Source organism: Sorangium sp. So ce385 (genome assembly GCF_051474135.1).
GTDB lineage: Bacteria > Myxococcota_A > Polyangia > Polyangiales > Polyangiaceae > Sorangium > Sorangium cellulosum_D.
The window spans coordinates 7,962,927-7,975,375 of sequence record NZ_CP150337.1; the positions used below are offsets into that span (position 1 = coordinate 7,962,927).

Annotated in this window: 11 protein-coding genes; 4 read left to right on the plus strand and 7 right to left on the minus strand. The window is 74.2% G+C overall.

The features are described from left to right. Positions 1–4 precede the first annotated feature (4 nt). The 3 genes from WME83_RS28965 to ribA all read left to right on the plus strand — a co-directional run bounded on the left by WME83_RS28965 (position 5) and on the right by ribA (position 5,135). On the plus strand, positions 5–1,948 hold the full coding sequence (locus WME83_RS28965; protein ID WP_437312934.1) for a type VI secretion system contractile sheath domain-containing protein: 1,944 nt from the start codon (positions 5–7) through the stop codon (positions 1,946–1,948). Positions 1,949–2,667: 719 nt separating this feature from the next. Beyond that, the gene (locus WME83_RS28970) at positions 2,668–4,116 is read left to right on the plus strand and encodes an FAD-dependent oxidoreductase (RefSeq protein ID WP_437312935.1); all 1,449 of its coding nucleotides are present in this window, start codon (positions 2,668–2,670) and stop codon (positions 4,114–4,116) included. Between the two features lie 260 nt (positions 4,117–4,376). After that, positions 4,377–5,135: a GTP cyclohydrolase II gene (gene ribA / locus WME83_RS28975; RefSeq protein WP_437312936.1), complete on the plus strand. Its 759-nt coding sequence runs from the start codon at positions 4,377–4,379 to the stop codon at positions 5,133–5,135. A 103-nt stretch (positions 5,136–5,238) separates the two neighbouring features. On the opposite strand, the gene WME83_RS28980 is transcribed toward ribA, so the two are convergent. The 3 genes from WME83_RS28980 to WME83_RS28990 form a co-directional block, all read right to left on the minus strand. Continuing rightward, positions 5,239–5,733: a hypothetical protein gene (locus WME83_RS28980; RefSeq protein WP_437312937.1), complete on the minus strand. Its 495-nt coding sequence runs from the start codon at positions 5,731–5,733 to the stop codon at positions 5,239–5,241. Between the two features lie 317 nt (positions 5,734–6,050). Next, positions 6,051–6,908 carry a phosphatase PAP2 family protein gene (locus WME83_RS28985; RefSeq protein ID WP_437312938.1) on the minus strand — a complete coding sequence of 286 codons (858 nt, stop codon included), beginning with the start codon at positions 6,906–6,908 and terminating at the stop codon, positions 6,051–6,053. Between the two features lie 28 nt (positions 6,909–6,936). Next, positions 6,937–7,515, minus strand: a complete 579-nt coding sequence (locus WME83_RS28990; RefSeq protein WP_437312939.1) for a TetR/AcrR family transcriptional regulator — start codon at positions 7,513–7,515, stop codon at positions 6,937–6,939. A 291-nt stretch (positions 7,516–7,806) separates the two neighbouring features. Between WME83_RS28990 and WME83_RS28995 the strand changes: the two genes are divergently transcribed. Further along, positions 7,807–9,027 (plus strand): acyl-CoA dehydrogenase family protein, encoded by a 1,221-nt coding sequence (locus tag WME83_RS28995; protein ID WP_437312940.1) that lies wholly within the window; start codon positions 7,807–7,809, stop codon positions 9,025–9,027. A 222-nt stretch (positions 9,028–9,249) separates the two neighbouring features. Here WME83_RS28995 and WME83_RS29000 read toward each other — a convergent pair whose 3' ends face one another. From WME83_RS29000 to WME83_RS29015, 4 genes are all read right to left on the minus strand, one after another. Continuing rightward, positions 9,250–10,221, minus strand: a complete 972-nt coding sequence (locus WME83_RS29000; RefSeq protein WP_437312941.1) for a phosphotransferase enzyme family protein — start codon at positions 10,219–10,221, stop codon at positions 9,250–9,252. Between the two features lie 25 nt (positions 10,222–10,246). Beyond that, positions 10,247–10,771 (minus strand): hypothetical protein, encoded by a 525-nt coding sequence (locus WME83_RS29005; protein ID WP_437312942.1) that lies wholly within the window; start codon positions 10,769–10,771, stop codon positions 10,247–10,249. A gap of 250 nt (positions 10,772–11,021) precedes the next feature. After that, complete coding sequence (locus WME83_RS29010) at positions 11,022–11,594, minus strand: glutathione S-transferase family protein (protein ID WP_437312943.1); 573 nt, start codon at positions 11,592–11,594, stop codon at positions 11,022–11,024. Between the two features lie 179 nt (positions 11,595–11,773). Beyond that, positions 11,774–12,445: a class I SAM-dependent methyltransferase gene (locus WME83_RS29015; RefSeq protein ID WP_437312944.1), complete on the minus strand. Its 672-nt coding sequence runs from the start codon at positions 12,443–12,445 to the stop codon at positions 11,774–11,776. Positions 12,446–12,449: the final 4 nt, after the last annotated feature.

The following is a 12,449-nucleotide window of genomic DNA, read 5'->3' on the forward strand; positions in this document are numbered from 1 at the left end:
GGCCATGGCGGAAACGATCAAGGGCGTTCTTGGCGACGAGTTCAGGTTCCACGTGGGCGAGGACGGGGGCGCCGTGGAGCGGGGGCCGCTGCTCCCGCTGCGCGTGCTCGTGGTCGCCGATCTCACCCCGCGCGATCCGCACAACGCCGGGGCGAGCCCGCCCGCGGGCGCGGCCCGCGTCGACGCGGGCCGGTTCGACAACCTCTTCGCGGCGCTCCGGCCGCGGATCGCGATCGAGGTGCCGAGCGTGCTCGCGGGCGGCCGGGCGGCGCGCGTCGACCTGTCGCCCACCGGCCTGAAGAGCTTCCGGCCCGACGCGCTCTGCGCCGAGGTGCCGCTCCTGCGCTCGCTCCTCGACGGCCGGCGCGTCCTCGATCGGCTGCGCGACGGCTCGGCCACGCTCGAGCAGGCGCGCGCCGAGCTCGATCGGCTCTGGGGCGGCTCCCCGCTCGTGCGCGACATCCTCGGCCTGCTCCCGGCCGCGGGCGCGGGCGCGCCGCCGGGCCGCCCCGCGGCGCCCGCGGCGGAGCGGCCCGCGACGCCCGCGCCGGCCTCCGACGTGGACGCGCTGCTCTCGATGGTCGACCTCGGCGGCGGCGGCGGGGACGCCGGCGCGGCGCCCGCGGCGCCCGCGGAGGCGGCGCCGGGCGGCCCCGGCGCGAGGCCGGCGGAGGGGGGGCGGTTCGCGGAGCTCATCGCGACCGTGGCGGCGAGCGCCCGCCCGCGCGCGGGGCAGCCCGCGCGCCCCGCCGAGGCGATCGCGCAGCTCGAGCGCGCGATCGGCGCGCAGCTCGGCGCGATCCTGCAGCACCCGGAGGTGCGGCGCCTGGAGGAGGCGTGGCGGGGGCTGAGCCTGCTCGTGGACCGCGTGAAGGCGGCGGACGGCGTCCGGGTCGAGGTCGTCAGCGCGCGGCCGGACGAGGCCGCCGGCGCGCTCGCGCGGGTGCTCGCGCAGACGGCGAGCACCGAGCCGCCGGCGTCGGTCGCGATCGTGGACGTCGCGATCGACGGCAGCGCCGCCGCGCTCGCGCGCCTCGAGGAGATCGCGCGCGTCGCCGAGGCGCACGCGCTCCCCGCCGTGGTGAACGGCGACCCGCGGCTGCTCGGGGTCGAGGGCCTCGGCGCCGTCGAGCGGCTCGACAACAAGGCCGCGCTGTTCGGCGCGCCGCACCGGGCGCCGTGGCGCGCCGCCGCGGCGCGGCCGTGCATGCGGTGGGTCGCGATCGCCATGAACCGCGTGCTCGGCCGCATGCCCTACGACAAGTCGACCTCGCGGATCCGGGAGGCGGCGATCGTCGAGCAGCCGGGCGACGAGGGCGGCCGCGTCTGGCTCTCGCCGGCGTACGTCGTCGGCGCGCTGATCGCGGCGAGCTTCCGCGAGACGGCGTGGCCGTGCCGCATCGCGGGCGCGAAGGGCGGCGGGGTGATCGGGGACCTGCCGGTGCACGAGGTGAAGGGCGCGTACGAGGGCGACGAGGGCGTCGCGATCCCGACCGAGGCGTTCGTGTCGACGGACAGCCAGCGCGATCTCTCGAAGAGCGGCGTGCTCCTGCTCGCGTCGGCCCCGAACAGCGACGCGGTGTACGTCCTCACCGCGCCGACGGCCTATGTCCCGCCGGAGAAGCGCACGTACGACGGCTCCACGGCCGAGCCGGAGGCGCGCCTCGAGCGCGTCTCGCTCGTCGACCAGCTGTTCGTCGCGCGCGTGGTGCAATTCCTGCGCGCGCTCTCCGCGAAGCTGCCCGCGGACAGCGACCCCGCCGAGGTCCAGCCGGTCGTCGAGGGGGCGCTGTGGACGCTGTTCGAGAACGCCCCGCCGGCGAGCATCGAGCTCGCGGTGAAGGCCGGCCGCGGCCAGGGCGGGGCCGAGGTCTCGGTGACGGTGCGCCCGCGCCGCTTCCTCGGCGTCGGGCTCGACGAGGTGTCGCTCGAGGTGCCGCTCGGCTGAGGCAGGATTGACGCCGCCCGGCCGGCGGGTGGAGAATCGCCGCATGCGGCTCCGCGTCGCGATCCTCATCTCCGTCCTGAGCACCTTCTTGATGACGTGCCAGCGGCCGCCGGCCCCGCAGGTGCCCGCGGCCGCGTGCGGCTGCCACAAGAAGAAGTAACGCGCGAAGCGCGACTCCGCGGCTCCCGGGGGGAGAATCAGCCCCTGTCGCCGCGAGGCCAGGGCTCGTCGCGCGGAGCATGCCTGTCGTGCTGCGGGTGAGTCCCGGGAGGACCCGAGATCGCTCCATCCGCCTCGGCAGAGCTCCAAAGAACGAATCCTGCGCGGCGCACTCACACGCACCGCGGGATCGCCCCCCGCCGTCCGGCGGCGCCTCCTCGGCGCGGTCTCTCCGAGGCGGTCGGCCGGAGCTTCTCCTGCGGTGACGACGAAGCGCACGGAATCCTCGACCCTCTCGTCTCGACGGAGCGCATCGGATTGCGGTGTTGCGCATACGCCCGGCGGCGCGGTCGCTCCGTCGCTCCGTCGCTCGGTGACGCGGCGGCGCGCAGTCGCTCCGTTGCGCTGTCGCTCGGTGACGCGGCCGCGCCCGGCGGCGCGCGGTTGCGCGCGAACTGCCCAGCTCGCGCGGCGCGCGCCGATCGACGCGCCGGCGAGCGGGGGTTGCGTCCGCCCTGCCTTCGTCGCGAGCGGCCCGCGGATTGCAATCCCGGCGGCGCATGAAGCCTTGCCCCCAGCAGAATACCCGCTCCAATCACCCGTTCGCCGGCCGCAGGGCCGTGGTGATCGGTGGGAGCATCGCGGGCCTGGTCGCAGCCCGCGTGCTCGCCGACCATTTCGACGAGGTGGACGTCATCGAGCGCGACGGCATCCCCGACGACCTCCGCGAGGCCCGCAAGGGCGCGCCGCAGGCCCGCCACCTCCACGGCCTGCTCGCCCGGGGAGAGCGCATCCTGAACGACCTCTTCCCCGGGTTCACCGAGGACCTGATCCGGGACGGCGCGGTCGCGTACGACTTCGGGGTCGGCCTCGCCTGGCACCACCTCGGCGCGTGGAAGCCGCGCTTCGAGACCGGCGTGCAGACGGTGAGCATGACCCGGCCGCTGCTCGAGGCGCACGTGCGCCGCCGCACGTTCGCGCTGCCCAGGGTGCGGCGCCTGGACCAGCGCGAGGTGATCGAGCTCTCGGCCTCGCGCGACCGCTCCCGGATCACCGGCGTCGTGGTCCGGCGGCGCGGCGCGCCGGGCGGCGTCGAGGAGCTGCCGGCGGACCTCGTGGTGGACGCCAGCGGCCGCGGCTCGCGCGCGCCGGCGTGGCTCGAGGCGCTCGGCTACGGGCGGCCCGACGAGTCGGCCATCCAGGTCCGGGTGGGCTACGCCGGACGGCAGTACCGGCCGCGCAATCCGGCCGAGCTCCCGTGGACGGCGCTGTACGTCCTCGGCTCGCCGTCCGACAGCCGGCGCTTCGGCTGCGTCGCGCCGGTCGAGGGCGGGCGCTGGATCGTGGTGCTCGCGGGCCTGTTCGGCGATCACCCGCCCGCCGATCCCGACGGCTTCCTGGAGTTCGCGCGGGGCCTGCCGAACGACGCGGTCTACCGGGCGCTGCTCACGGCCGAGCCGCTGACGGACGTCGCCACGTACAAGTTCCCGGCGCACCTCCGGCGGCACTACGAGCGCATGGCGCGGATGCCCGAGGGGTTCGCCGTGCTGGGCGACGCGCTCGCGAGCTTCAACCCCGTTTACGGGCAGGGGATGACGTCGGCCTGCCTCCAGGCGCTCGCGCTCGACGCCGCGCTCGCGGAGCAGCGCCGCCGCGCGGGCCCGGGCGCGATCGCGGGGCTCGCGCGCCGCTACCACGCGGCCGCGGCGAAGGCGGTCGATCTGCCGTGGCAGATGTCCACCGGCGAGGACCTCGCCTACCCCGAGACCGAGGGCCGGCGGCCGCTGCTCCAGCCGATCCTGCGCTTGTACACCGGCATGCTGCACCGCGCCGCGCAGGTCGATCGCGAGGTCTACGTGCGGTTCGTGCGGGCGATGCACATGCTCGACGGGCCCGAGGCGCTCCTGGATCCGGGCCTGATCCTGCGCGTGCTGCGCGCGGGGAGGTCGGCCTCCGCGCCCGCGGTCGCGGCGGCCGCCCCGGCCCACCGGCAGCCCGCCGGCGCCTGAGCGGCCCCGGCCGCCGCCCGGCCCGGGCCGCGTGGCGGCGGGAGCCTCCACCGGCGTGGAGGCCGGCGCCGCCAGGCGCGCGCGAGCCTCTCGCGGCGTCGACCTTCGACCCCCGACACCCGCAGGACCTCTGAACGAGCGCCTCCCCGCGGCCCCGCGCGGCGGCGGGGCGTTGCCTGCCCGGCGTGTTCTGGTAAGAGTTGCGCGCCTTTACCCCATCACCGCTCGGCGCGCGAGGCGGCCCCTCGCGGAGGCAGGACATGACCGAACCGATGAATCCGCTGCTGGAGCTCGTCACCCGCGACCGAGAGCACGACTGCGATGGGTATGGGCAGGCGAACGTCTGCGTGCGGGTCGTGGGCGTCGCCGAGCTGCCGACGCGCGCCGGGCATTTCCGCATCGTCGCCTTCTGGAACAACCGCGACGCCAAGGAGCACATCGCGATGGTGCACGGCGACGTCGTCGGCGCCTCGAACGTGCCGACGCGGCTGCACTCCGAGTGCCTGACCGGCGACGTCATGGGCTCGCTGCGCTGCGACTGCCGCGATCAGCTCCTCGAAGGGCTGAAGAAGATCAAGAGCATGGAGCGGGGCATCCTGCTCTATCTGCGTCAGGAGGGGCGCGGCATCGGGCTCATCAACAAGATCCGCGCGTATGCGCTGCAGGACCAGGGGCTCGACACGGTCGAGGCGAACCTGGCCCTCGGCTTCCGCGACGACGAGCGCGACTACGCGGTGGCGGCGCACATGCTGCACAGCCTGAACGTGAGATCGGTCGAGCTCATCACGAACAACCCGAACAAGGTCCAGCAGCTCAAGCAATACGGGGTGTCCGTGACCGGGCGCATCCCGCACGTGATCCCGCCGAACGATCACAACCGCTTTTATCTGGAGACCAAGGCGAAGCGGTCAGGCCATTTCATCGACATGTGGGGCAAGCCGCACCTGACCGAGCAGAGCGATCCGGTGGTGGTCGACGGGATGTCGCCGCCCGACTCCGAGCCGACGCCCGCGAGCTGAGCGCCCGCGGGAGAGGGCCCGGGCCGGGCCTCGTTCGCGCCCGCGGGCCGTCTTCGGCGTCGATCGGGCTTCGCGGGGCGCCGCGCGGCGCCCCGCGATCGTGTCAGGGCGCGTCGATCAGGCGGCGCACCCGGCCCGCGTGGGGGCTCGACGGGAACTGCGCGAGGAACGCCTCGGCGCGGTCGCGCGCGCCGCCCGCGCGCCCGCTGCGCAGCAGCGCGTCGATCGCGACGAGCTCCCGCTCCGCCGCGAGCCGGCCGTCCGGGAACTCGGCCCGGTGCGCGTCGAGCAGGGCGAGCGGCGCCTCCGGCGACCGCGCGAGCGCCGCCCTGATCTCGGCGAGCCGCCCGGCCTCCCGGAGCAGCTCGTCGCGCTCCAGCAGGGCCGCTCCCGACGCGGCCGGCCGGGGCGCGGCCCCGCGCTGGCCCGCGCCCCTCGGGGCCAGCTTCCCGGGCGCGGCGGCCCGAGGCGGCGGCTCGGCGCCGGGCACGGTCGCTCCGAGCGCTTGATCGCTGCAGCCTGCGAGGAGGACGGGGAACGCGGCGGCGAGGCCCCCCGCGATCCATCGATGGCGTGACGAATGATGAACGACGTGCATGTCGCCGGACTCCTTCATGGGCCGAGCTGGCGGATCTCCGCGGACACGGGCGCGCTCGATCGCGCATGCCCATTCCCGGCCGCAGCTCGCCGTCGCCGATGCCGCGGTGGCGGCACGGCGTGGTCGACGTGTTCGGTTCGCGCTCCAGCGACTCCGGCTGGAGCGCCAGCATCCATGGCTGACGGTCGTAGTGTAAAATTGAAGTTGGGATTGTCAACTCTGCTTACATCGATCGTCGGAAAGCAGCGCGATCCCTTGTCGATGGCGTCGATCGGCCCATTGAGCGCCTCTGGCTCAAGGCATGCACGTAAACGTGCTTAAAACGTGCCAGCGACGCCCGCGCCGACGCCGCCCCTCGCGGGTGCGAGCGAGATGCGGAAACCGTGCGTGTCGGGACCGGCAACGCCTCGGCGCGGCCCGTGAAACAGAACCGGAATCAGCACGCCGGCGGCGGAGCCGAAGACGGCGCCCGTGAGCACATCGGAGAAATAATGGCGGTCGCCGGCGATGCGCAGGTAGCCGGACAGCGCGGCGATCGCCATTCCGTTCGCCCATACCCACGGCGCCGCGCGATAGCCGCGCATCGACGCCACGGTGCCGCTCGCGGCGGCGAGGGCGAACGTGGCCGTGGCGTGGCCGGAGAAGAACGAGAGGTTGTCGTCGTTCGGGAGGGGGCCGGAGAGGCCCTCACCGGGGCGGAGCACATCCGGGTTGTCGAAATGGGAATAGGGCCGCTCGCGGCCGACGATGTACTTGGTGACCTGGTTCAGGTTCATCGCCACCACCGTCGCTTCGGTGACGATCACGAGGTCGGCGGCGATGTTCTCGGAGCGCCCGTCGTACCACGCGGCGAGCGCGGTGAGGCCCAGCGCGGCCGCGGGCGCGACGGCGAGGACCGCCACATTGCTGAGATCATGGGCGGTGTTCGGGTTGCCCCTCCACACGAGCGCGTCGCGGACCGACGTGTCGAGCGCGTTCGCCGCGCACCAGCGGCACGGAGCGGGGGCGAGGCCCTTCTTCGCGAGCTCGGAGGCGACCCACGCGGCGCCGCCGACGACGGCGATGGGCAGATCGACCTCCGGCCGGTACGCGAGCTCGGGAGACGGCTCGGCAGCGGCGGCGGCGGGTGACAGGGCGACGAGGAGGGCGGGCAGAGCGATCGCGGCGGTACGCACGAGGGGCGGGAGCGTACCCCGGGGCGGGTCAGGCGCGCGACGGCCCCGGCGCGGCGAGCAGCAACCCGTCGAGCAGGCGCGCGTGGGCGTCGTCGACCACGCGCCGGAGCTCCGCCGGACCGGCCTTGGACAGCGCCCCCGACGCCGCGAGGGTCGCGAGGCCGTGGTGCATCGCCCAGATCGGGACCGCCAGCGCCATCGGATCGCCGGGCGGGAACGCCCCGGCGCGCTGCGCCTCCTCGATGAACCCGAGGAGCAGGCCGAGGCTCCGCGACGTGGCCGCCGCCACCCGCGGGTCCTCGGCGTCCACCTCGCTGGAGTACATCACGTGGAAGGGCGCCGGGTGCTCCAGCGCGAAGCGGACATAGGCGTAGCCGGCGGCCAGGAAGCGCGCCCGGAGCTCGCCCCCGGCCTGCTCGAGGGCGGCCGAGATCTGCGCGGCGAGCCCCGTGCTCGCCTGCACGGCGAGCTCCGTCATCAGGGCGCGCTTGTCCGCGAAGTGGCGGTACGGCGCGGCGTGCGAGACGCCGATCCGCCGCGCGACCTCGCGCAGCGTGAAGCTCGCGTTCCCCTGCTCCTCGATGAGGGCGAGCGCCTCCTCCAGCACCGCGCGCCGGAGGTCGCCATGGTGGTAGGGCCGCTCGGCGGAGCGCGATGCCGGTGCAGGGGGGGTGCGCGCGCGCGGACGGCGGCGCCTTGCGGGGGGAGCCACAGCGCAGGGGCACGATACCACGAAGACCGGCGGCCGGAGGGCCCGCGAGGCGGCCTCGAAGAAAATGTAGACGGCGGAAACTTTCCGGATGTTGTCACTGTCATCATCGGGCGCGCGGACGGCCCGGAGGGGCCGGCGCGCGGCACGTCCCGTCCATCGCACCCCGTCCAGGAAAGGAGCCCCCGTATGTCCGAGCCCCGTCGATCCCCCGAGCGCGAACGCCTCCTCGCCGCCGTGGAGCGCGTCCGCGGCGTCGCCGTCGCCCACGCCGAGGCGTCCGAGCGGCTGCGCACGCTCGCGCCCGCGGTCGTGGACGCGCTGCGGTCGAGCGGCCTCTTCGCGACGGCGGCGCCGCGCGCGGTCGGCGGCGCGGAGAGCGATCCGCTGACGCAGCTGGAGGTCTTCGAGGCGATGGCGCGCGCGGACACGTCGGCGGGGTGGTCGCTGATGATCAGCGCGCTGCTCGCCGCCCTCGCCGGGGGCAGCTTGCCCGACGAGGGGGCGCGGCAGGTGTTCGCGGGGCCGTTCCCCACCTTCGCGGGGCTGCAGGTCCCGAGCGGGCTCGCGCGGCGGGTCTCCGGGGGGTATGTGCTCGAGGGCCGCTGGGCGTTTGGCAGCGGCGTGCGGCACGCGCGCTGGGTGTTCACCAGCGCGATCGTGGCGCCGGAAGGCGGGGCGCCTCCGGCGGGGCCGCCCGAGATGCTCAGCCTCGCGGTCCCGATCGAGCAGGTGGCGATCGAGGACACGTGGGACGTCGCCGGCTTGCGCGGCACCGGGAGCGATCATTACCGGATCGAGGGCGCGTTCGTGCCCGAGGCGCTGACGTGCGCCTTCCCGGGCGCCCCGCGGCGGCGCGGCGGCGCGCTGTATGCGATCCCCCTCCTCGCCCTGCTCGCGGCCGGCCACGTCGGCTTCGCGCTCGGCGTCGGGCGGCGCGCGCTCGACGAGATCGCCGCGGTGGCCCCGCGGCGCATCAAGGCGTGGCCGCAGCTCGCGCTGGGCAGCCACGCGGCCTTCCACATGGACCTCGGGCGCGCGGAGGCGAAGCTCGCCGCGGCGCGCGCGTACGCGTTCGACGCGCTCGGGCGGATGTGGGACCGGGCGCGCGCGGGCGAGGGGCTCGCGATCGAGGACTGGGCGGAGATCCGGCTCGTGCAGACGTACGTGACCGAGGTCGCCGCGGAGGTCGCGGGCTTCGCCTACCGCGCCGGCGGCGGGAGCGCGCTGTACGCGGCGAGCCCGCTGCAGCGCTGCTTCCGCGACATGCACGCGGCGACGCAGCACATCGCCGCGACCGACGATGCGTACGAGTTCGCCGGGCGCGCGCGGCTCGGGATCGCCGAGCTGCACCCGCTGCTCGCCCCACGGGGGGCGGCGGGCGGGGAGCGGGAGCGACAGGGCGGCTAGGTCCGCCCATCAAGGGTCCGGAGAGAGAATTAAACGCAAAGGCGCAAAGGCGCAGAGGCGCAAAAAAAAAAGAAAAGGTCTCATGAACTTTTGATTTTTTGCAATTTTGCGTCTTTGCGTCTTTTCGTTAAAATTTTCTTCGCTCGCGCGGCAGATCTCTGGTGGGATTTCTGACCCGCGGTATTCGTCGCTGCCAGGGGCCGTCCACCCGTGCTGGCTCGCTCAGCCAGCCTCCGACCACACTGGCCGATCGCCGAGGATGCGCGATCTGTGGCGCTCCACGTAGGCGCGGCACCAGGCGTCCAGCGCCTCGCGCCGGCCGACCCGGCGGATCGCCGTGTAGAGCACGAGCTCGCGCAGCTTCATGAACCGATCGATCTCCGCGAGCCACCGCGCGGAGAGCGCGTTTTCCCGGGCATATCCGTCGAGGAACCGGTCGCGAAACCTCCGGAGGAGCTCGATCGGACGGCCGGGGCCGAGCGGATCGATGGCGGCGTAGAAGAGGACGATCCCGAGATCGCTCGCGAACCACTCGTACGCGCAGTCGTCGAAATCGATCAGCGTGAGCGCGTCGCCGTCCTTGAGCACGTTCCCGAAGTGCGCGTCCGTGTGCACCAGACCGAAGGCATCCGGGTCCGTCGGCAAGGCCCGGAGCTCCGCGACGAGCCGCTCGAGCCGGCCGCCGATCGGCTCGCGCTCGTCCTCGGGCAAGAGCTCCCGCGCCCTGGCGAAGTCGCCGTCTTCATGCCACGCGTGGCGCCGCCGCGCCGATGGCGGGACGTACGCCCGGGTCGCGGCGTGCAGTCGGCCCAGGAGGCGCCCCCAGGCGGTCGCCACGCCCGGCGTCAGGTCGCCGGCCGACAGCGGCGCGCCCGGCGCCTTCGCGTACGCGCGCGCGCAGACGGCCTCGCCGGGATCGCCGAGGAGCGCCGCATAGCGGCCGTCGGCCGCCCGGATCGCCGGCGCGGCGCGGACGCCCCGCGCCGTCAGGAACTCCAGCCACTCGCACTCGGCCTCGACCGCATCCGGCGACCGGTGCTCGGGATCCCCGAGCTTCAGGACGAGCGCGCCGCCCGGGCCCCGCGCCTCGAAGACCTGGCTCTCGAAGCCTCCGAGGAACCGGCAGCTGGCCGGATCGGCCCGGTACAGCGCGAGCGCGCGCGCGAGGAGCGCGGGATCGACGCGAGCCGTCACGTCCACACCCGGGGCGGCCACGCGGTCAGCGCTGGCCGCCTTCCGGCGGGCACGCGACCCGCTGGGGCGGCGGCGGGTTGCACATGATGACCACGGGAGGGCCTCCGTCGCGCGAGGGCCGAGGACGCGGGCAGGGGCTGGGGAAGAACTGCCTGCACGAGCCGTCCGGGAATCGGACCACCCTTCCCCCTTCCGCGGGCGGCGGGAGCGGCCCGTCCTCGACCTGCGCCGCCATCGCCCCGGCATCCTGGGGCGCCGTCGCCCCGGCGGCGTCCTGGGGCGCCCCGGCCTCGCCCTGCGCCGCCATCGCCCCGGCGTCCTGCGGTGTCTCCGACGCGTGCGTGTCCTGGGCCGCCGTCGCTACGCCGTCCTGGGGCGCATCGGGAGCGGCCGCGCCCGTCTGAGGGAGGTCCGGGCGCGGCGGATTGACCATCTCCTCCGGCGGAGGGGGCGGCGGCTGGGCCGATCCGCAGGCGGCCGCACCGCCGGCCACGGTCACGAGGAACGAGGACGCGAGCGCGCGGCGGCGCCGGCGCGACGGTGGCTCCATGGCGCGCATCGTAGACCCACGACCCGACCCGCGTCACCCGAACGACGACCGCCGCGGCGCTGTCCACACGGGATGCGCGGGTCGAGGCCGGCGACAGCGCCGCGAGCGCCCGGTGACGCGAGCTCGCGTGGAGAGGACGCGGCGGGAAGAGGCGAAGACCCGCGGCGGGAAGACGGTGGCCGAGATCCGGGCGTGAGGAGGCGCCGCGCTGCGAGAGCGGCGGCCGCGAGGACGGCGACGGGCGAGCGGCCTACTTGAAGATCTTCATGTGCGGACGCGCCATCAAGCGGTCCACGTAGGCCTCCAGCCTGGGCCGCCCCGGCGGCCCGCCCCACAGGCGCTTCCAGATGAACATCGAGCCGATCATCACGTCCGCCGCGGTGAACCAGTCGCCGAACAGGTACGGCCCGTCCCCGAGCTCGCCCTCGACGACGTCCATGGCCGTCTCGAAATTCGTCCACCCCCGCTGCGGCGTCGTCTCGACCTTCATCAGGAAATCGCCCATCGCCGGCTCGAGCTGCGAGGTCGAGTAGACCATCAGCGACAGATAACGCCCCCGCTGCGGCGAGCCGATGGGGGGCGCCAGACGGGCCTCCGGGAACTTGTCCGCCAGATACAGACAGATCGCCGCGTTCTCGAAGAGCTTGGCGTCGCCGTCCACCAGCGCAGGCAGCTTGCCAGCCGGGTTGATCTTCAAGAACTCCGGCGCCTTGTGCTCCCGCTTCTCGAAGTCGATGGGCACGAGGTCGTACGTGGCGCCGCACTCGTCCAGCATCCACCTGGTGATCGCCGCGCGGCTCCGCGGGTTGTAATAGAGCTTCATCGCAATCTCCCTCGAGTGGTCTGATGAAACACGCCGAGCATGCCAGAACCTCAGGATGCATTCCAGCGCTCAGCGACGGTGCTTCAGATCACACCTCCCAGCTTTTCGCGCTCTTGGCGTGGCAGACGCCGACGCGAGCTCGCAATGCAGTGAACGCGAGCCCGAGGGGTTGAGTTCGCTCAGGACGGAGATGTCGCCCGGAGCCGGAGGTGCACGGACAGGAGCCGAGGCGGGTCGTTCCTGGCGGCCTCTGCGTCGCGCCACTCGCCCAGGTGGACGAGCTCGTACCCGGACGACAGGCCCGCATTCACGTACTCGGAGACGTCGTGCAGGAACGCGGGCACCCGCTCGGCCTCGCCCGTCTCCCGGTTGACGAAGTTGGCCTGACCTCCGCGCATCTGCCGCATGGGGTGCAGCTCGCACAGGAAGAGCTCGCCGCCGGCCCGCAGGGCGCGCGCGGCCTCGGCGAAGATCGCGTCGACGTGCTCGATGTGCTCCAGCACGAGCATGGCAATCACCACGTCGGACGAGCCGGCCGCGGCCGGCCAGGGAGAGCGGATGTCGTGCTGCGCGAACCGGACGCGGGGGGAGCCCACGCGCGCCCTCGCCTGCTGCAGCATCCCCTCGGAGAAATCCAGCGCGAGGACGCTCCCCGCGCGCTCGGCGAGCCACTGCGTGTTGAGCCCCGTGCCGCAGCCGATCTCGATCACGTCGCGGCCGGCGAGCGTCAGGCCCCGCTCCCGGAGGACCGCGGCCGAGAGCTCGCGGGTCCGGTTGGGGTCGTTGTCGTACGTCGCGGACCAGCGATCGTACGCCGTGGCGATCTCGGGCTTGCCAGGAGAGGTGGACATCGGC